The sequence below is a fragment of the Aliiroseovarius sp. YM-037 genome (genome assembly GCF_048060095.1).
Lineage (GTDB): Bacteria > Pseudomonadota > Alphaproteobacteria > Rhodobacterales > Rhodobacteraceae > JBLUOA01.
Map to the genome: position 1 here is coordinate 75,001 of NZ_JBLUOA010000003.1, position 20,637 is coordinate 95,637.

The following is a 20,637-nucleotide window of genomic DNA, read 5'->3' on the forward strand; positions in this document are numbered from 1 at the left end:
CGCAAGATTGCACAATGTCTGGCGCAAGCCAGGCGGGAAAAAGTATGACTTTTGATTTAGGTTGGCCCACACATACAAAAGGGGGTCGACCATCGGAAGAAGCCTGTCTTCTTCTGGATCAAATCAAGCGCGAGAAGGGCGTTTGGTGGATGCCTTGGCAGTAAGAGGCGATGAAGGACGTGATACTCTGCGATAAGCGGTGGCGAGCTGAGAATAGGCTTTGACCCACCGATCTCCGAATGGGGCAACCCACCTGATACTTTGTTATTGTTATCCTTGGATAATCAATAGCAGGGTAAAACAGGGATTTTTAACCTGAATACATAGGGTTAAAAAGGCAAACCCGGGGAACTGAAACATCTAAGTACCCGGAGGAAAGGAAATCAACAGATACTCCCCTAGTAGCGGCGAGCGAACGGGGACCAGCCGAGCGATGAGAGTGACAAGAACGAGTTGGAAAACTCGGCCATAGTGGGTGACAGCCCCGTATTGGAAGCTCGATTCGACGTATTAAGTAGGGCGGGACACGTGAAATCCTGTCTGAACATCGGGGGACCACCCTCGAAGGCTAAGTACTCCTTACTGACCGATAGCGAACCAGTACCGTGAGGGAAAGGTGAAAAGCACCCCGACGAGGGGAGTGAAACAGTTTCTGAAACCGGACGCCTACAATCAGTCGGAGCCTCCTTGCGGGGTGACGGCGTACCTTTTGTATAATGGGTCATCGACTTGGTCTCACGTGCAAGCTTAAGCCGATAGGTGTAGGCGCAGCGAAAGCGAGTCTTAATAGGGCGTCGAGTTCGTGGGATCAGACCCGAAACCGAGTGATCTAGGCATGGCCAGGTTGAAGGTAAGGTAACACTTACTGGAGGACCGAACCCACATCTGTTGAAAAAGATCGGGATGAGCTGTGCCTAGGGGTGAAAGGCCAATCAAACTCGGAGATAGCTGGTTCTCTGCGAAATCTATTTAGGTAGAGCGTCATCCGAATACCCCGGGGGGTAGAGCACTGGATGGGTAATGGGGCCCCACAGGCTTACTGATCCTAACCAAACTCCGAATACCCGGGAGTACTAGATGGCAGACACACAGCGGATGCTAACGTCCGTTGTGGAGAGGGAAACAACCCTGACCTACAGCTAAGGCCCCCAATTCGTGGCTAAGTGGGAAAGCAGGTGGGACGACCAAAACAACCAGGAGGTTGGCTTAGAAGCAGCCATCCTTTAAAGATAGCGTAACAGCTCACTGGTCTAATTAAGTTGTCCTGCGGCGAAGATGTAACGGGGCTCAAGCCACGAGCCGAAGCTTAGGATGTGCATAGCACATGGTAGCAGAGCGTAGTGTGATATAACTCCGCGTCTCTTATGCACCTTCGGGTGTATCGGAGACTAGGAGTTTTCTGTGAAGCCGGCCTGTGAGGGATCCGGTGGAGAGATCACTAGTGAGAATGATGACATGAGTAGCGACAAACAGGGTGAGAGACCCTGTCGCCGAAAGTCCAAGGGTTCCTGCTTAAAGCTAATCTGAGCAGGGTAAGCCGACCCCTAAGGCGAGGCCGAAAGGCGTAGTCGATGGGAACCAGGTTAATATTCCTGGGCCAGGAAGTAGTGACGGATCGTGAAGGTTGTTCACCCTTATCGGATTGGGTGGGCCGCTAATCGGTTCCTGGAAATAGCTCTTCCGTAAGATCGTACCCTAAACCGACACAGGTGGACTGGTAGAGAATACCAAGGCGCTTGAGAGAACGATGTTGAAGGAACTCGGCAAAATACCTCCGTAAGTTCGCGAGAAGGAGGCCCAGTTTCTACGCAAGTATTGACTGGGGGCACAAACCAGGGGGTGGCGACTGTTTACTAAAAACACAGGGCTCTGCGAAGTCGCAAGACGACGTATAGGGTCTGACGCCTGCCCGGTGCTGGAAGGTTAAAAGGAGGGGTGAGAGCCCCGAATTGAAGCCCCAGTAAACGGCGGCCGTAACTATAACGGTCCTAAGGTAGCGAAATTCCTTGTCGGGTAAGTTCCGACCTGCACGAATGGCGTAACGACTTCCCCGCTGTCTCCAACATCGACTCAGCGAAATTGAATTGCCTGTCAAGATGCAGGCTTCCCGCGGTTAGACGGAAAGACCCCGTGCACCTTTACTACAGCTTCACACTGGCAATAGGTCAGCGATGTGCAGAATAGGCGGTAGGCTTTGAACCAGGGACGCCAGTCTCTGGGGAGCCTCCTTTGAGATACCGCCCTTCGCTCGCTTGTTGTCTAACCGCGGTCCGTTATCCGGATCCGGGACCCTGTGTGGCGGGTAGTTTGACTGGGGCGGTCGCCTCCTAAAGAGTAACGGAGGCGCGCGAAGGTTGGCTCAGAGCGGTCGGAAATCGCTCGTTGAGTGCAATGGCAGAAGCCAGCCTGACTGCGAGACTGACAAGTCGAGCAGAGTCGAAAGACGGCCATAGTGATCCGGTGGTCCCGAGTGGAAGGGCCATCGCTCAACGGATAAAAGGTACGCCGGGGATAACAGGCTGATACTGCCCAAGAGTCCATATCGACGGCAGTGTTTGGCACCTCGATGTCGGCTCATCTCATCCTGGGGCTGGAGCAGGTCCCAAGGGTACGGCTGTTCGCCGTTTAAAGAGGTACGTGAGCTGGGTTTAGAACGTCGTGAGACAGTTCGGTCCCTATCTGCCGTGGGTGTAGGATACTTGAGAGGAGTTGCCCCTAGTACGAGAGGACCGGGGTGAACGATCCACTGGTGGACCAGTTGTTATGCCAATAGCAGTGCTGGGTAGCTATGATCGGAAAGGATAACCGCTGAAGGCATCTAAGCGGGAAGCCCCCCTCAAAACAAGGTATCCCTGAGGACCGTGGTAGACCACCACGTCGATAGGCCGGAGATGTAAGCGCAGCAATGCGTTCAGTTGACCGGTACTAATTGTCCGATAGGCTTGATTTGATCCAGTAGAAGCCAGACTTCGCTGGTCAGAAGCATACACTACATACAGTTTTGCCTGATTTGGATCGCCGAAAGGCGGATGTTGAGTTTCTTTCTCGGTTTGGTGGTCATAGCGCGAGCAAAACACCCGATCCCATCCCGAACTCGGCCGTTAAGTGCCGTCGCGCCGATGGTACTGCGTCTTAAGACGTGGGAGAGTAGGTCACCGCCAAACCTAGTAAGAAACTCAATCGGTTCTCTCTTTATCGATGCGCCTCAGACTTACGATTAAGCCTTGAGGCGTCAAAATTGGCGCGGGATGGAGCAGTCCGGTAGCTCGTCAGGCTCATAACCTGAAGGTCGTAGGTTCAAATCCTACTCCCGCAACCAACTTTTCGAACACCCCGCCCGTAACTCGGCGGGGGTTTTGGCTTTTTCGGCCTTTCCCTCCCGAACGCCCTCTCGGTGCCGTCGCGACCCGACCGGCACGCCAAGCAAAACCTTACGCTGATATGACTGACAAACGCGCCGTTCTCTATTAGCCTGCCAAATAGTCTTGCACCTTTGCGAATCCGATGCATTTCAGGGCAGTATAAAGACCAACCGTATTAGGAGTTCGCGTGTCCCTCTTCTTTATCGTTGCTTTACCCTTCTTCGGTGCGTTGCTACCCGGCCTGATGAATGCCGCAGGTCGCTCCGCTTGTGCCGGAGTGACGTTCACCGTTTCGCTCGCCGCTTTCATCGGTTTGCTGACCAATCTGCCCTTGGTTCTCGCGGGGGAAGTCGTGATGGCGCGAGTCGAATGGATGCCGTCGCTGGGGTTGAATTTCACCCTGATGCTTGATGGCTTGGGCTTCTTCTTTGCCATGTTGATCCTTGGAATCGGCCTGTTGATCATCGCCTACGCGCGCCAATACCTAAGCCGCGATGACAATATGGGTGAGTTTTTCACCTATTTACTGCTGTTTCAGGGCGCGATGGTTGGCATTGTCCTAAGCGACAACATCCTGCTTTTGCTGGTTTTTTGGGAACTAACCTCGCTTTCGTCTTTTTTGCTGATCGGGTATTGGAAACACTTGCCCGAAGGGCGACAAGGCGCGCGGATGGCACTGGCGGTCACGGGTATGGGCGGGCTTGCGATGATCGGTGGTATGCTGATCCTCGGCCAGATCGCGGGGAGTTATGACCTCAGCGTCATCCTGCAAAACCGCGCGCTTATACAGGCTGATCCGCTATACATCCCAGCTCTGATCCTGATCCTGCTTGGCTGTTTCACGAAATCGGCGCAGTTCCCGTTTCATTTCTGGTTGCCGCACGCGATGGCGGCCCCGACGCCGGTATCGGCGTATCTGCACTCGGCAACGATGGTCAAAGCCGGGATTTTCCTGATGGCCCGTATGTGGCCGGTTCTGTCGGGCACCCCGGAATGGTTCATGATCGTGACATCCGCCGGGCTGGTGACGATGGTGCTGGGTGCGGTGATCGCGTTGTTCAAGCACGATTTGAAGGCGCTTCTGGCGTTTTCGACGGTCAGCCATTTGGGGCTGATCACGATGCTTCTGGGCACAGGCACCGCGTTCGGCGCACTGGCGGCGATATTTCACATCCTGAACCATGCGACGTTCAAAGCGGCGCTGTTTATGTCTGCCGGGATCATCGATCACGAGGCGCATACCCGTGATATTCGTCGGTTGGGCGGGCTGCGAACGCTCATGCCCGTGACCTTCGGGATTGCGACGTTGGCCGCCTTGTCGATGGCAGGGATTCCGTTGCTGAACGGGTTCTTGTCGAAAGAAATGATGCTGGAAGAGACGCTTCACACCACGTTGTTCGGTGCGCCTTGGCTGGTGCCTGCTTTGGCGACCCTTGGGTCGCTGTTCTCTGCCGCCTATTGCTTCCGCCTGATCGGCCACGTGTTCCTTGGCCCGGTGCGCGATGACTACCCGGCCAAGCCGCATGATCCCGGCGCGGGCATGTGGTTGCCGCCAGCGATCCTGATCGTGCCCGTGGTGGTTATTGGCGTTGCCCCGTTCCTTGTGGAACCGTTCGTGAAGCTTGTCACGGCTTCCGTTCTGGGTGGGGAGGCTGAGATGCCGAAGGCCCATTTCAAGATATGGCACGGGCTGGTGCCTGCGCTGTTCATGTCTATCGTCGCGGTGGTCGGCGGCTTGCTGATGCTGTCGATCTTCAAGCCAGCGCTGCGGTTGTGGGAAACCACTCCGCGCCCCGAAGCCAAGATGATCTTTGAGGGCATCGTTGAAGCCGCGGCGAGTGCGGCCCGAATGCTCATCCTACCGCTCCATAACGGTGCATTCACCCGCTATGCGGCGACCGGCGCGATCGTGATCGTCGCCGCCGGTTTCCACGCGTGGAGCACTGGCACTGTCGCCGCCCCGACCCGCGATATGCAGGCCGCGGGCGTTGTGCCAATCGCGGGCTGGCTGATGCTGGTGGCGGCGACGGGGGCGTTGGTTTTCATGCATCGCAACCGTTTCCTGTCGCTGATCCTGATCGGTATCGTCGGTCTGATGGTGTCTGTCGGATTCGTGTTCTTCAGTGCGCCTGATCTGGCGATGACCCAGTTCACGGTTGAGGTCGTGACGATCATTCTGCTGTTGCTCGCGCTTAATTTCCTGCCGAACACCACCCCGGTTGAAAGCACGGTTCTGCGCCGGGTGCGGGATGCTGGGGTGGCGGTCGCGGGTGGACTCGCGACCTTTGGGCTGTCCTATCACTATCTGCTGCGCGATGCGGTTAGCAGCCCGATATCGGAGTTCCACCTCGCGAACTCCTACAAGGGCGGTGGCGGCACCAATGTCGTCAACGTCATCCTCGTCGATTTCCGCGGGTTCGATACCTATGGCGAAATCATCGTTCTTGGCATTGCGGCCCTGCTGATCTACGCGCTGACGGAAACCCTGCTGGGCGGACCCGTCCGTGCGCGGCTTTTGAACCGTAAACCCGATCAGCCGCGCGCAGGGGATATGCACCCGATGATGATGGTTGTTCTGACGCGCGTCATCATGCCGGTGGTTCTGATGGTCGGCTTCTACATCTTCCTGCGCGGGCATAATGAACCCGGCGGCGGGTTCATCGCGGGCTTGATCGTTTCGATTGCGGTCGTGATGCAGTATATGGCGAGCGGATTCGCGTGGGCCTCTGCCCGGCTGAAATATCCCTATCACGGGGTCATCGGCGCCGGGGTTCTGGTTGCCGGGTTGACAGGTATCGGGTCGTGGTTTGTTGGCAAGCCGTTCCTGACCTCTGATTTCACCTATGTCCGTATTCCGCCATTTGAAAAGTTTGAACTGGCGACCGCTGCGCTGTTTGATGTCGGCGTATTCCTGGCCGTCGTTGGCGCGGTGATGCTGTCGCTTGAAAGCTTCTCGCGTCTCGCGCGGCGGGCGCATGTGCCTGACAGTGAACACCCGATGGATATCGACCCGTCCCGTGACGATCCACCCCTTGATCCCGCCGGACCGGCAAAGGAGGGTGCGTAACATGGAGATGCTTGTCGCAACCGCCATTGGCATCCTGACCGCCGGGGGCCTTTACCTGACCCTGCGTCTGCGGACCTTCCCCGTCATCCTGGGCATTTCGCTGCTGACCTATGCGGTCAATGTCTTCCTGTTCGCCTCTGGCCGGCTGACGGTCGGCGCGCCCCCCATTCTGCAGGACGACGTGACCGTCTATACCGATCCGCTGCCGCAAGCCTTGGTGCTGACGGCGATCGTGATTTCCTTCGGGATGACGGCGGTTGTCGTGATGATCGGCCTTGGCGCATTTCTTGGATCCGACGATGACCACGTTGATCATCAGCCCGAAAACCCGGCGGAGGGGCAGTCATGAGTCATTGGATCATCGTTCCCGTCGTTCTGCCCGCATTGCTCGCGCCCTTCATCGTGCTGGCCGCGCGCTATCACATCGGGATTCAACGCGCGTTTTCCGTTGTCGGTGTGCTCGCGTTGATCGCCATCGCGGCGGGGCTGGCCTGGACCGTGTCCGACGGCAGCATCGTGCTTTATCAGCTTAGCGATTGGGCCGCGCCGTTTGGCATCGTTCTGGTGGGCGACAGGTTATCCACGTTGATGATCCTGCTGACGGCTGTATTGGCGCTGTTCGTGCTGCTTTACGCAATCGGCTCTGGCTGGGACGACCGGGGAAGGCATTTCCACGCGCTGTTCCAGTTTCAGCTGATGGGGATCATGGGGGCGTTTCTGACCGGCGACCTTTTCAACCTGTTCGTCTTTTTCGAGGTGCTGCTGATCGCCTCCTACGGGCTGATGATCCACGCGGGCGGCAATGCGCGGCTTCGGGCGGGGGTGCAGTATGTGCTGTTCAACTTGATCGGATCGACGCTGTTTCTGTTCGCGCTCGGCTCGATTTACGCCGAGACTGGCACGCTGAACATGGCTGATCTGGCTGAACGTGTTGCGCTGATCTCGCCCGAGGAAACCGTGGGTATCCGCGTTGCTTCGGTTCTTTTGCTGCTGGTCTTTGCGATCAAGGCGGCGGTTGTGCCGCTGCATTTCTGGCTGCCCTCAAGCTATGCCGAAGCACCTGCGCCGGTCGGGGCCCTGTTCGCGATTATGACCAAGGTTGGCGCCTACGCGATCATCCGCGTCTACACGATGATCTTTCCGCCTGATCTGGAGGCCACAGCGGGCCTGCATGATCTGTGGTTGTTGCCTGCCGCGCTGATATCGCTCGTCATCGGGATGGTCGGTGTGCTGGCGGCGAAGCGGTTGGATCGGTTGGTGGCATATTCTGTCATCGGATCGATGGGGATGATCATGATCTCCATCTCGCTATTCAGCCCGGCGAGCATTGCGGCAGCGCTTTACTACATCGTGCATTCGACCTTGGCGGCGGCGGCGCTGTTCCTGATTTCAGATCTAGTGCGCACCGGCCGCGCGAATTTGGACCTGATGCCGCAACTGCCCGTCGCGGGAGGTGCGCTGACCGCCGCGCTGTTTTTTGCGGGCGCGATTGCGATGGCGGGGTTGCCGCCGCTGTCGGGCTTCCTCGGTAAGCTGCTGGTGCTCGACGCCGCGTTTGGGAGCGATCTGGTGGTCTGGATCTGGGTCATCGTGCTCAGCTCAAGCCTTATCGCGATTGTTGGGTTTGCCCGCGCGGGTAGCGTTCTGTTCTGGAAGGCGCATGGTGCAGACCTGCCCGAAGAAGAAGAGGGGCCGACGTTCCCACGCCCTGCAACCCTGTCCTATGTCGCGGTTGGGGGGCTGATTTCGCTGCTTGCGGCGCATACGATTTTTGCCGGGCAGGTGCACGCCTACACCACGACGATGGCCGCCCAGTTGTTTGCGCCGGAGCCTTACATCTCCACCGTGATCGAAACGCCGGGCAAGCTCGACAAGCCGACGGAGGACCACTGACATGGCGCGCGCATTTCACTGGCTACTGCCGCACCCGTTTCTGACGCTTCTTCTGGCGGTGGTCTGGACGCTGCTGCAAAACGAAGTTTCTGCCGGGATGGTGGTGTTCGGCATTATCCTCGGGATCATCATCCCGCGCAGCACGTCGATCTGGTGGCCGGACACGCCGACGGGCTTTCGGCTGGGTAAGATGGTCAGCTACAGCGTCATCGTGATGTGGGATATTCTGGTCGCCAACGTCCAGGTTGCGTGGATCGTCCTGACGGTTCCAAATTCAAAGCTAAGACCGGCCTGGATCGTCGTTCCGCTTGAGTTGCGCCAGCCCGAAGCCATCACCGTGCTTGCCGGAACGATTACGCTGACGCCCGGAACGGTATCGGCGGATTTGTCGGATGAGGGGCACAGCCTGCTGGTGCATGTGCTGCACACAGACGACGCCGATGCCGTGCGCGATGACATCAAAACCCGTTACGAACGCCGCCTGAAGGAGATTTTCTTATGACCGCCGCATCAGGTTTCCTGGATATCGCGCTGGCCATCGCCTTTGTCGCGCTCGCACTGGGGCAGATATTGTCGATGGTTCGGCTGGTGCTTGGCCCGACATCGGGTGATCGCATCCTTGCGCTCGATACGATGGTGATAAACGCGCTGGGCCTCGTGGTTGTTCTTGGCATTCGCCAAGGCGCGCAAATCTACTTTGAGGTGTCGCTGCTGATCGCGATGTTGGGCTTTGTTTCAACCGTCGCCCTGGCGCGCTTTATCCTGCGGGGGGACATCATCGAATGACCGCTGAGATTATCGGAACATATGCTGTCGGACTTTGCCTGCTGATCGGGTCCGGCTTTGTTGCTGTGGGTGTCATCGGGCTTTTGAAGTTCAACGATCCGATGGCGCGTCTGCACGCCCCGACCAAGGTCGGCACTGTCGGGATCGGGATGCTGTTGCTGGCGTCGATCATTCATTCATTTCTGTTGGGCGAAACCTCGATCCATGAACTGCTGATCATGGCGTTTTTGTTCGTCACGGCGCCCATTTCCGCGCATTTCATCGCGAAGGTGAATATCCACCGCGAGGCTTGCGAAACGCCGCCATCCCCACCGCGCGACGACACGTGGTCAACGCTGAACACGCCGGAAGCGGATCGGGAAATCGACGGAGCAAACCAAGGTTGAACCGCGTCACCTCACGGCGACCGCCGGGCGTCCCCGCCGCAGGGTGATCCACAGGGTTGCGGCAATAATCAAGCTCGCGCCGGCCCAGAAGCCGGGTTTTGGCAGTTCGCTGAACAGGAAATACCCGGCAAGGGTCGAGAACACGAGACTCGCATAGGACAGGATCGACAGGAACGCGGCCTGTCCGTAGCGATGCGCGCGCAAGAAGCAGAATTGCGCGGATTGCGCAAAGACGCCGACCGCCAGAAGGATCGGCCACTGACCCGGCGGCACGGGTTGCCAGTTCAGCGCGGCGAACGGCGCGGCGATCAGGGTCAGACCAGCGGTGTAGAAGGTCATCATCACGACGGTTGGCGCAGCGACCAGTCGCCGGGTGACGATGACTGCCCCAGTTGCGGCCAGCACGGTCAGGCATTGCGCGGCGAGGCCCGCCCCGCCGGAAAGGTTGCCGGGATCGACGGCGATAATTACGCCGATCAGGCCGATCAGGGCTGCAACCCAACTGCCGCGGGTTATGACCTCTCGCAATATCCATGCAGCGGCGATCATGGTCAGGATCGGGCGGGTGAAGCTGATCGCGGTGAACAGGGCAAGGGGCAGGCGAGCGATGGCGTAAAAGCTCGACGTCAGCGCGATGGCCGAAAACCCGACGCGCAGTGCGTGCAGATGCAGATCGGGCAGGTTCAGGAACGCCCGGCGGTCATGCCATGCCCAAGGCAGCATCAGCAATAGCCCGACGCACGCCCGCAGAAACACCAGTTGAAAAGCAGGGTAGCCCAGCCCCAATGCCTTGATGATCGACAGCGCAACGATGTTGAGCGTCATATCCGTCAGCAGCCACCCCGCCGCTGTCAGATTGCGCGGGGGATCAGCCGCGCTTGGCAAGCAGGTTCGCCATGATGCGGAACGCGCCGGGGGTCAGACGCTCCATCTGGTGATGCAGGATCAGCGAGGTGTGGACGTGCCGCCCTTTGCCCACGTCCGCGACGAGCCATGCGCCGTTAAGCGGCTCTTCCCCCGCATCGTGCATTGAGATCAGTGGTGTGTAGGCGGCGTCCCACTCCTTAGCGAAGTAAAGCCCGCGTTCCTTGTGCCAGCTGGCCCAATCCTCCGCCCCGATGCGGTTTGGCTGGTGCAGCAGCGGATGATCGGGGGCGAGTATGGTCACTTCGGCGGCCTCATCCGTGACCCGCCAGCGAAGCGACGGTTGCCCGATTTCAAGCCGGTGGGGTGGGGTTTTGTCGGCGTCCCAATTGTCCCAGGGGCGATGGTAAAGCATGACGAGCGTGCCGCCGTTCCGCATCCACGCGTGGATGCGCGGCATGGCGGCGGCAAGACCGGGGCAAAACTTCATCGCGAAAATGCCGATGACGAGGGTGTCGAACCCGGCGAGGATCGCGTCGGTCAATGGCGTGTCGGACAGGTCGGTGACGTCCGCTCCCATCCGATCAAGCCACCAGCCAACGCGGTCGTTTCCGCCACCGATATAGCCGACCCGCGCTTGCGGCAGCGCGGCGTCGATAAGAAGAACGCGCACCTCCGCCGGAGTCACCAGAGCACGCGGCGCGGTATGGGGATGGCGGATGTGGCGAACGCTGTGCGCGTTTTGACCGTCAAGCGTCAGGGTCAGTGTATGGAGGCCCGGCGTGGCGTTGCCGGGTATGGTGACGGTAAAGCGGCCGTCCGCGCCACCCACTTTCCAGCCATCGGGCGCGCGCAAATCGGGTGTGCCACCCCCGGCCTCGGTGGCCGAGATTGAGATGACGCGGTTTGTAGTGGCAAGATTGATGACATTCGCGGTGGGGGTCAGCGTTGCGGCGCGCATCGGCAGGACAACGGGCGGAACCTCAAACGGCACAGCGGTGGTGGCTGTGATCCCGTGGGCGGAGATTGAGACATCGAGGCAAGGCGCGTCGGGTTCGCCGGGCCGGTAGGCCGACGGGTAGGGATCGCTGATCGCCGCGCCGTCTGACAGGCGAAGGCGGTTGCCATTTGCGGTCCAGCCGTCCGGCAGGCGCGGGGTGAGCGTAACGCTGGCGCTATGTTCGGTGGTCCACATTGCTTCATCGCCCGGATGCAGAATATCGCTCGACAGACGGGCGTGCATATCGACCCCGATGGACAGGTGGATAACCCGGCAAAGCTGCGTGTCTTTCCGGGCGAGCTTGTGGGCGATGCCGGCAGGGCAGCCGGGGGTTGCCCGCCGCAGGGCGGTAAGCGCGGCACAGGCGTGGCGCAGGACGTCTGCGGTCGCCGGGAAGGCCGCCAGCGCAGCATCGCACGCGTCTTGTGCGGCTGCCAGATCGGCCGCGATGGCAGGGGCGTCGAGGTCGCGGAGCGTTTGCGGCAGGCCCGACATGATATCGGTATCCTCGCCGGTCAGCCGCGATCGCGCGAGATGCAGGGGAAAGTCGATCTCTGCCCCCGCCGGAACCCAGCGCCCCATCCCTTGCGTCCTGTGCATCGCGCGGCTTTGCTGGCCGATCCGCGCAAAGCTCCACCCCGTGACCGGATCGCGGCCTTTCGCGGCGATGGTTAGTGTCGTGGGTGGCGGCGGCAGATCGTCGTCATATGCCTGCCCCGCGCCGGACCACGCGGGAAGGTAGAGTTTCTTGACCTCCCACGGCGGTAGGTCGCTGCCCTTGAAATCGGGATCGGCGGCAAGGTCCATAACAAGATGTGCGGCCTCGGTCATCGCGCGGTGATGGCCGTGCTGTCCGGGCACATCGAGGAAGGTCGGGCAGATGATGTCGGGTCGTTCGGTGCGGATTACATCGACAAAGCGGGCAAGTGTCCGGTCACGGCCCCATTTGGCGAGGGTTTCTTCGCCGGATTTGGAAAACCCGAAATCAAAGATCGTGTCGTCCGGGTGTTCGGACAGCCAATACATGCGCAGGTCGAGCCGATCGCAGGCCGCCTCCATTTCCGCTGTGCGCAGGGTGCCGAGCGCGGCGACGGCCTCGGTCCCGATGTCGTTCTGCCCGCCTTCACCCCGCGTTGAGCAGGCATAGGAAATATCGACCCCATCGCGAAACCGCAGCGCCGCCAGCATAGCCGAGGTTTCATCGTCAGGGTGCGCACCGGTGTTCATGAAAGACACGACAGAGCGGAGCGCGGTCAGCGCTTGCCACAACGCCACAACGCGGGGGGAGTCGCGTTCGGCGGCGATCCGGGCCTGATCTGAAAGGGGCATACGGGCTCCGTCTAATGGGCGTGGGACAGGGGCGAGGTTAGTGCGCGGTTCAGGATCAACGCCGCCGCGCCTTGGGTCGCGGTCATCCGTCCCGACGCGCCGCGCATCAGGCGCGGGTGGGGTGCAGTGGGGCGGTTTGATACGGACAGATCGGGCAGTGGGGTTTCTGCGACCAGATGATCCAGCACCGCATCCGGCATCGCGCCACCAAGAACAACGGTTTGCGGATCGAACATATTTTCAACGATGGCGAGCGCATACCCAAGCGCTTTGGTTGCGGTGCCAAGCCACTCCATCAGATCGGGATCGCGCTGCTGGAACAGATGCCCTAGTGCCTCAATATCATGGGCGTCTTTTCCGGCGTCGCTCAGGTGGCGCTGGACGGATAGACGGCTCAGCACGCTTTCCAGTTTGCCGCCGGAAAGGGGGATGGGGATGTGGCCGATCTCTCCGGCATTGCCGAAGGCGCCTTTCATGATCTGGCCGTTGTGGATCAGGCCAAGGCCAAGCCCCGCGCCAAAATAGATATAGGCATAGGTGGCAAGCCCCTGCGCGACGCCATTGATCCTTTCGGCCATCGCGGCGGCGTTGGCGTCATTGCTGAGGGCGATAGGCAGGTCGATGGCGTCGGTGAACAACTCTTCTGCATCCAGTTCCTGCCAGCCGGACAGGTCAGAGCCTTGGCCCGCGACGCCAGTAACACCAAACGGCCCCGGCATAACAACCCCCGCGCCAAGCATTCGGTCGCGTGCGCCCGGCACTTGCGCCAGCGCGCGGTCGTAAAGCGTTGTGACATGGTGCAACACGGTGTCAGGGCTGATGTCATCAAGCGCGACGCGTTCGGTCGTAACCAGATCGCCTTGCAGGTTCAGAAGCGCAGCGAATACCGCGTCCGGGCGCACCTCAATCCCCAAGGCATAGCCGCCTTTGGGGTTTAGCGCGTATTGCATCGCGGGCAGGCCGCGGCCAACGCTGCGCCGGCCCTTTTCGATCAGCATCCCGTCGTCTGAGAGTTCGGAGATGATATTGCTGACCGTTTGCGTCGTCAGCGACAGGGACCGCGCGATTTCGGCCCTTCCGATCGATCCTGCGGCGTGGACCTGCCCCAGCACGGCTTGCCGGTTCCGGTGTCTGGACCGTTCGGCGTTACTGCCTTTCTGAAGTGCGTGAACTCTCATCATGCTTCGATTAACTCAAATCATTTGAATTATCAATCAGATTGAGTTAACCCGAAAGACATGAGTCTAAAATGACCGATGATGATGCCACCAAGGGAGAGACACGATGAAAATGCACCTGAAGAGTTTGGCCCTCGCCGGGGCGACAGCGTCCGCGGCCCTGTTCGCAAGCGCCGCCAATGCCGTCGAGATCGAATATTGGCAGTATTTCTTTGATGCCCGCGTGACCGCGATGGAACAGCTGATCGAAAATTTCGAAGCGGCCAATCCTGATATCACCGTCACCATGACGCATTTCCCGTATGCCGATTACCGCACCAAGGTCGCCGCAGCGATCCCCGCGGGTGAAGGCCCGGACGTGGTGCAATTGTTCTATGGCTGGCTGAACGACTACGTGGAGGCAGAGCTGATCCAGCCGCTGCCCGCCGATGTTTTCCCACCTGCTGAGATTGACGAGGCGTTCTTCCCCATGGTCCAGGCCATGAAAGAGGGCGACAATTACTGGGCGCTGCCGACGGCTGTGCGCAGCCTTGCACTGTTCTACAACGAGCGCCTGTTTGAAGAGGCCGGGATCGAAGGCCCGCCGGAAACGCTGGACGAGTTGATGGAAACCGCCGCCGCGCTGACCAAGACTGATACGGCCGGCAATATCACCCAAGTCGGCATTACCGCCGGGATGACCGCGCAGGATCACCACTGGTGGCGCGAAGGTCTGGTGCGCCAGTTCGGTGGGGAGCCTTATACAGACGACTACCGCACCGTGAACTACAACACCGAAGCGGGGCAGGCGGCGCTTGATTTCTACACCAACATGTTCCTTGGCGATCCCGCTGTCACGGCGATTGGGTTCATGGACGAACCGCAGGCCGCCTTCAAGGCCGGACGCGCGGGGATGCACATTGATGGATCGTTCCGCATCGGATCGCTTGCCGATCAGCGCGGGCTGAAATGGGGTGTGACCGAGCTGCCTGCGAATGGGGATGGGGTGCGGTCGAACTACTCCTCCTACTGGGTGAACGCGATCACCACGAAGGCCGAGGGCGAAAAATACGACGCTGCGGTCAAGTTCATGGAATACATCACCTCGGACGAGGCGATGCAGATCTGGCTGGATGTTGTGGGCGAACTGCCGGCAAAACCATCCGTCGGCATGACCGAGGCGAATGCCAATGACGAAACCTTCGGTCCGTTCATCCGTGGCCTTGAATACGCGAACACGACGAAATTCGCCAACGAAAGTGGCCAGCGGCAATTGATGGTCGAAATGGTAGAGCGCATTCAGCTTGAAGGGATGGACCCCGCCGAAAGCCTTGCCATCGCGGCGGAGGCCGAACAGAAGCTGCTTGACGAGTACTACGCCGAGTAAGGCGCCTATGCCGCCCCGGACTCTCCCTCCGGGGCGGCATTTTCGTAAGGCAGACTGATGTATCGCAACCTGACCATCCGCCAAAAACAGATCGTCTGGGCGTGGGCCTTTCTGGCGCTGCCCGTCCTGTTTTACGGGGTGATCCGGTTCTATCCGACCGGCAACGCGATCCTTATAAGCTTTCAGAACTGGAACCTGTTGGGGGATCGCACTTGGGCGGGTTTGGAGAATTACCGGAAGCTTTGGGAAGACCCGGTGTTCTGGAAAGTGTTCAAGAACACCTTTGTCTATCTGCTGCTCGGTACGCCGATCAGCCTAATCGTGTCCTTCATCATCGCCTATAACCTCGACAAGTTGCGGTTCATGCACGGGGTTTTGCGGATGCTCTATTTCCTGCCCTTCATGACCAGTGCCGTTGCGATGGCGTGGGTCTGGCGGTGGTTCTATCAGGACGTTCCCATCGGGTTGTTCAATAACATTTTGGCGAGCTTCGGGATTCCGCAGATCTCCTTCCTGAATTCGACCACCAATGCGCTACCCGCCGTTCTTGCCCCCGCTGTTTGGGCGGGTCTTGGGTTTCAGGTCATCATCTTCATGGCGGGTCTGCGGGCCATTCCGACCAGCTACTACGAGGCCGCAAAAATAGACGGGGTCGGCTGGTTTACCGTGCTGACCCAGATCACCATCCCGCTTCTGCGCCCGACCATCGTGTTCATCGTGGTGTTTTCGTCGATCGGCTTTCTGCGCATCTTCGACCACGTCTTCAACATGACCACGAACAATCCCGGCGGGCCGCTCAATTCGACCAAGCCGCTGGTGCTGATGATCTACGACACCGCGTTCAACGGGTTCGACATGGGCTATGCCGCCGCGCAAACCGTGGTGTTGTTCACCATCCTGCTGATCGTCTCGCTCGTTCAACTACGCTTGTTGCGGAGCGCTTAGATGGTTGCCGCCCCCGATATCCCGCGTGCCACGACCGACGCTTTGCTGAATACCGAGCCCGCAAAGCGGCCGCGCAACATGGGCCAGCTCATCCGTTGGCTGCTGCTGCTTGCGGGCGGCATCCTGATGGTCATGCCGATTGCCTACATGATCTCAACCTCGCTGAAATGGCCGCATGAAGTTTACAACGTCAACCTGATCCCGGATGAGCCGACGATCGAGAACTACTCCTTCGTGCTGGAAGACGGGCGGTTCTACTGGTGGTTCGTCAATTCGATCATCATCGCGACGATCACCACGATCTGCAATCTGCTGTTTGACAGTCTCGTCGGATACACGCTGTGCAAGTTCCGGTTTCCGGGGCGGCAGATCGTGTTCATCGCGATCCTGTCGACGCTAATGATCCCGACAGAGATGTTGGTGATCCCGTGGTATCTGATGAGCCAGAGTTTTGGCTGGCTCGACAGCTATTGGGGCATCATGTTCCCCGGATTGATGACCGCCTTTGGCACCTTCCTGATGAAGCAGTTCTTCGAATCCGTGCCCGATGACTTTATCGAAGCCGCGCGGATCGATGGGTTGAACGAGCTCCAGATCTGGTGGACCGTCGCCATGCCACTTGTGAAGCCCGCCCTCGCGGCGCTGGCGATCTTTGTGTTTCTCGGAAACTGGACCGCGTTCCTGTGGCCGCTGATCGTCACCAATTCGGTTGATATGTATACGATCCCGGTCGGTTTGTCGGGCTTCGGGGATGAGGCCGACGTGGCTTGGGAGCTGATTATGACCGGTGCTGCGATTTCGACAATCCCGACGCTGGTCGTGTTCCTGATCTTTCAGCGGTTTATCATTCGGGGTGTAGTCATGGCAGGGCTGAAGGGGTGAGGCGGATGTTGGGATTTGAGTATTTTTGGCAAGGTGAAACGAGGGCGGGTGGTCGCCTTGTCCCGTCGCGAACGGCGCCTGCATGACCGACGAGTCCAAATTTCCCGATCCGGTCTATAGGGACACCGTGCTCGCCCCATTGTTTGAAGGGGTGAAGACCCACTATGCCCAGCATATGGCTGCGATCAATCAGGCCCATCTGGTGATGCTGGTTGAGACGGGGATACTGGGTCAGGAGGACGGCGCGAAGATTGCGCAGGCATTGTGGGACATTGAGGCAGAGACGGATGTTGCGGCGCTGACCTACACCGGAGAGCATGAGGACTATTTCTTCTACGTCGAAGCTGAACTGCGCCGCCGGTTGGGTGATCTTGGCGGAGCGCTTCATACCGCGCGGTCGCGCAATGACATGGATCACACGCTTTTCAAGATGGCCTTGCGCACGCGGGCAGAGGCGATGTTGGGGCAGATGACGACCCTATCCGACGCGCTGATTGCGAAGGCGCGTGCAGAGGCGGACACGTTGATCGTCGCCTATACGCACGGCCAGCCAGCGCAGCCGACGACCTTCGGGCATTACCTTGGCGCGGTGATCGAGGTGCTGAACCGCGATGCCGCCCGTTTGTCTGCCGCGATTGATGGGCTTGGACACTGCCCGATGGGGGCAGCAGCGATCACCACCTCGGGCTTCCCCATTGAGCGCGCGCGGATGGCGGAGCTTTTGGGCTTTGACGGGCCGCTGGTGAATTCCTACGGCTGCATCGCGTCGGTCGACTACATCACCGGGCTTTATTCCGCGATCAAACTGGTGTTCCTGCATCTGGGTCGTGTCGTGCAGGATATGGCGTTTTGGTCGAGCTTTGAAGTCGGACAGCTTTACGTGCCGAACGCGCTTGTGCAGATCAGCTCTATCATGCCGCAGAAGCGCAATCCGGTGCCGATTGAGCATATGCGCCACCTTGCATCCGTCACGATGGGCCGCTGCGACATGGTGGTGAACACCATGCACAACACACCGTTCACCGACATGAATGATAGCGAAGGCGAGGTGCAGCAGGCCGGATACGCCGCGTATGACAGCGGGGGGCGGGTTCTGGACCTGCTGGCAGCATTCCTGCCCGCCTGTTCGATCAATGCCGAAAACGTGCGCCGCAACAGCGATGCGGCCTGTGTCACCATCACTGAACTTGCAGATACGCTGGTGCGGGACGAAGGGCTGACCTTCCGGCAGGCGCATGAGGTCGCGTCAGAGGTTGCGCGGGGTCTTGAGGGTGCGCCGCTATCGTCAGGGTTTGCGGTTTTCGCCGCTGCGTTCAGTGGCGCGATCGGGCGCGTTCCGAAGATGGATGAGGCGGCGTTCAAGATTGCAACCGCGCCCGAAACCTTCATCGCTCGGCGGGATCGGATCGGTGGCCCGGCACCGGCGGCGCTTGACGCTGCGTTTATCACCTACGCCGCGGTTGTCGGCGCGTTGAAACAGGCGAGCGCCGCGCGCCTGAACCGTATTGCGACCGCCGACACCGCTCGCGCCGCTGCCTTCACCGCTTTATTGGAGTCCTGACCTTGGCCAACCTCGCCTTGCGCAATTTGACGAAATCCTATGGTGCGACCGAAGTGTTGCATGGCATCTCGCTTGATGTTCAGGACGGTGAATTTGTGGTGTTCGTCGGTCCATCGGGTTGCGGCAAGTCAACGACGCTGCGGATGATCGCGGGGCTAGAGGAAACGAGCAGCGGCATCATCGAAATCGGCGGGCGAGAGGTGAATAATCTGGAGCCCAAGGAACGCGACATCGCGATGGTTTTCCAGAACTACGCGATCTATCCGCATATGTCGGTGAAAAAGAATATCGCGTTCGGCCTACGGTCATCGAAAATGCCGAAGCCCGACAAGGAGGCGCGGATTGAGGAAGTCGCGGGCATCCTCGACATGGTGGACCTGCTGGATCGCAAGCCAAGCCAGCTGTCGGGCGGGCAGCGCCAGCGGGTCGCCATCGGCCGCGCGATGGTGCGCGACCCGGCGGTGTTTCTGTTTGACGAGCCGCTGTCGAACCTCGACGCGCAGTTGCGCACGCAGATGCGGCTGGAAATCAAGAAACTGCACCAGCGGGTCGGCAATACGATCATCTTCGTCACCCACGATCAGGTCGAGGCGATGACGATGGCCGACCGGATCGTGATTATGAAAGACGGCAGCATCCAGCAGGTTGGCACTCCGGAACAGGTGTTTCACAAACCCGCAAACACCTTTGTTGCGCGGTTCATCGGCGCGCCGTCGATGAACCTGCTTGCCGGGCGGATGGAAGGCGGCAAGGTCGCGCTTGATGCGGGGGAGGCTGTGAGCGTTCCGGCCATCTCCGGGCAGGGCACGGACCGCGTGTTGTTGGGTGTGCGGCCCGACGATCTGCACCCCGGCAGCAGCAATCCGATTGTTACAGGCAAAGTGTCGGTCCGCGAACCGCTCGGCTCTGAAACTCTGATCTATGTCGAAACCCCTTCGGGCGAGGTGATCGCCAAGGCCGACGGGCGCACGCCGCCGCAGGTGGGCGAAACGGTGCAGTTGGGTGCGGACCCTGAAAACCTGCACATCTTCGACGCGACGACTGAGGAGGCGCTGACGTGAAAAAACCGATCCTCTGCGCCGGAAGGCTCTATTGTGATCTGGTTTTCACGGATGTTCCGCGTCTGCCGACCCTCGGGACAGAGGTGTTCGCGCCCGGCTTGTCGCTGCATGCGGGGGGCGGCGCGTTCATATCTGGTGCGACGCTCGCGGCACTTGGGCATCCGGTAACGCAGTTTTCCATTCTGCCCGCCGAACCCTTTGACGCTGTGGTGCTGGCCGACCTTGCAGCGCATGGCGTTTCCGCAGACGCCTGTCATGCGGTCGACGGTGTCGACGCCCAGATCACCATCGCCATAGGCAGCGCAAAGGATCGCGCCTTCCTGACGCGGGCTGATGGCCCGGCGTTACCGGACCTTAGTGCCATCGACTTTCACGACTTCGCGCATCTGCATGTCGGAGAATTGCGGACCCTTCAGGACAATCCAGCGCTTCTTGATCGGGCAAAGGCGGCGGGGCTGACGATATCGCTCGACTGCGGTTGGCAGGACGATTTTGCGCCTGACCTTGCCGATTTGATCGCGGCGGTCGATGTTTTCCTGCCGAACGAGGCGGAGGCCGCAGCGCTCGCCGCCCTCGGCATCCCCGAAGCCTGCGCGGCCCTCACCGTCATCAAGAGCGGTGAGCATGGCGCCCGCGCCCGGTTGCGGTCGGATGTGGATTGGACGCAGATATCAGCCTCCCCCGTGCCTGTGCTGGACGCGACCGGGGCGGGCGACGCGTTCAACGGAGGGTTCCTGTCGCAATGGCTCGACAACCGTCCGCTTGCCCGCTGCATCACGCAGGGCAACGCCTGCGGAGCAGCAGCGGTTCAAGCGCTCGGCGGGGCGGGTGCGTTGAAGGAGTTTGCGGGTGGGGCGGGAGTCGTCGCGACTTAGGGTTGCTGCACCCTTCAACCAATAGTGTTTCGCCGGACCCCAAAGCCAACGATTGTGTTAAATTACACGGAGATTGCCATGA

15 protein-coding genes, 1 tRNA gene and 2 rRNA genes are annotated in these 20,637 nt (G+C 59.7%); 15 read left to right on the forward strand and 3 right to left on the reverse strand.

Features of this window, described 5'->3' with window-relative positions; all coding sequences use genetic code 11:
* The first annotated feature begins 121 nt into the window (after window positions 1–121).
* The 9 genes from ACEWPJ_RS13550 to mnhG all read left to right on the forward strand — a co-directional run bounded on the left by ACEWPJ_RS13550 (window position 122) and on the right by mnhG (window position 9,494).
* Window positions 122–2,950 (forward strand): 23S ribosomal RNA (locus ACEWPJ_RS13550).
* Between the two features lie 99 nt (window positions 2,951–3,049).
* Window positions 3,050–3,164 (forward strand): 5S ribosomal RNA (rrf, locus tag ACEWPJ_RS13555).
* A gap of 78 nt (window positions 3,165–3,242) precedes the next feature.
* Window positions 3,243–3,319 (forward strand) — tRNA-Met (locus ACEWPJ_RS13560).
* Between the two features lie 230 nt (window positions 3,320–3,549).
* Window positions 3,550–6,429, forward strand: a complete 2,880-nt coding sequence (locus ACEWPJ_RS13565; protein ID WP_416513642.1) for a monovalent cation/H+ antiporter subunit A — start codon at window positions 3,550–3,552, stop codon at window positions 6,427–6,429.
* A gap of 1 nt (window position 6,430) precedes the next feature.
* Entirely contained in the window at window positions 6,431–6,778 is a 348-nt protein-coding gene (locus ACEWPJ_RS13570; RefSeq protein WP_416513643.1) for a Na+/H+ antiporter subunit C, read from the forward strand.
* Complete coding sequence (locus tag ACEWPJ_RS13575) at window positions 6,775–8,322, forward strand: monovalent cation/H+ antiporter subunit D (protein WP_416513644.1); 1,548 nt, start codon at window positions 6,775–6,777, stop codon at window positions 8,320–8,322. The genes ACEWPJ_RS13570 and ACEWPJ_RS13575 overlap by 4 nt, the downstream gene beginning before the upstream one ends.
* 1 nt (window position 8,323) lies before the next feature.
* The gene (locus ACEWPJ_RS13580) at window positions 8,324–8,824 is read left to right on the forward strand and encodes a Na+/H+ antiporter subunit E (protein WP_416513645.1); all 501 of its coding nucleotides are present in this window, start codon (window positions 8,324–8,326) and stop codon (window positions 8,822–8,824) included.
* Window positions 8,821–9,108, forward strand: a complete 288-nt coding sequence (locus ACEWPJ_RS13585; RefSeq protein ID WP_416513646.1) for a K+/H+ antiporter subunit F — start codon at window positions 8,821–8,823, stop codon at window positions 9,106–9,108. Before ACEWPJ_RS13580 ends, ACEWPJ_RS13585 begins: the two co-directional genes overlap by 4 nt.
* Window positions 9,105–9,494: a monovalent cation/H(+) antiporter subunit G gene (gene mnhG, locus ACEWPJ_RS13590; RefSeq protein WP_416513647.1), complete on the forward strand. Its 390-nt coding sequence runs from the start codon at window positions 9,105–9,107 to the stop codon at window positions 9,492–9,494. The genes ACEWPJ_RS13585 and mnhG overlap by 4 nt, the downstream gene beginning before the upstream one ends.
* 6 nt (window positions 9,495–9,500) lie before the next feature.
* Here mnhG and ACEWPJ_RS13595 read toward each other — a convergent pair whose 3' ends face one another.
* From ACEWPJ_RS13595 to ACEWPJ_RS13605, 3 genes are read right to left on the reverse strand one after another with little or no spacing between them, the layout of a single operon-like run.
* Entirely contained in the window at window positions 9,501–10,319 is an 819-nt protein-coding gene (locus ACEWPJ_RS13595; protein ID WP_416513648.1) for a DMT family transporter, read from the reverse strand.
* Window positions 10,320–10,362: 43 nt separating this feature from the next.
* Entirely contained in the window at window positions 10,363–12,687 is a 2,325-nt protein-coding gene (locus tag ACEWPJ_RS13600) for a PIG-L family deacetylase (RefSeq protein ID WP_416513649.1), read from the reverse strand.
* An 11-nt stretch (window positions 12,688–12,698) separates the two neighbouring features.
* Window positions 12,699–13,865 (reverse strand): ROK family protein, encoded by a 1,167-nt coding sequence (locus ACEWPJ_RS13605; protein WP_416513650.1) that lies wholly within the window; start codon window positions 13,863–13,865, stop codon window positions 12,699–12,701.
* Window positions 13,866–13,971: 106 nt separating this feature from the next.
* Between ACEWPJ_RS13605 and ACEWPJ_RS13610 the strand changes: the two genes are divergently transcribed.
* From ACEWPJ_RS13610 to ACEWPJ_RS13635, 6 genes are all read left to right on the forward strand, one after another.
* A complete protein-coding gene (locus tag ACEWPJ_RS13610; RefSeq protein WP_416513651.1) occupies window positions 13,972–15,231 on the forward strand; it encodes an extracellular solute-binding protein in 1,260 nt (419 codons plus the stop codon).
* Window positions 15,232–15,288: 57 nt separating this feature from the next.
* Complete coding sequence (locus ACEWPJ_RS13615; protein WP_416513652.1) at window positions 15,289–16,176, forward strand: carbohydrate ABC transporter permease; 888 nt, start codon at window positions 15,289–15,291, stop codon at window positions 16,174–16,176.
* On the forward strand, window positions 16,177–17,058 hold the full coding sequence (locus ACEWPJ_RS13620; protein ID WP_416513653.1) for a carbohydrate ABC transporter permease: 882 nt from the start codon (window positions 16,177–16,179) through the stop codon (window positions 17,056–17,058).
* Between the two features lie 82 nt (window positions 17,059–17,140).
* Window positions 17,141–18,619, forward strand: coding sequence for an argininosuccinate lyase (locus tag ACEWPJ_RS13625; protein ID WP_416513654.1), 1,479 nt, complete (start codon window positions 17,141–17,143; stop codon window positions 18,617–18,619).
* A gap of 2 nt (window positions 18,620–18,621) precedes the next feature.
* A complete protein-coding gene (locus tag ACEWPJ_RS13630; RefSeq protein ID WP_416513655.1) occupies window positions 18,622–19,680 on the forward strand; it encodes an ABC transporter ATP-binding protein in 1,059 nt (352 codons plus the stop codon).
* Complete coding sequence (locus ACEWPJ_RS13635; RefSeq protein WP_416513656.1) at window positions 19,677–20,555, forward strand: carbohydrate kinase family protein; 879 nt, start codon at window positions 19,677–19,679, stop codon at window positions 20,553–20,555. Before ACEWPJ_RS13630 ends, ACEWPJ_RS13635 begins: the two co-directional genes overlap by 4 nt.
* Window positions 20,556–20,637 lie beyond the last annotated feature (82 nt).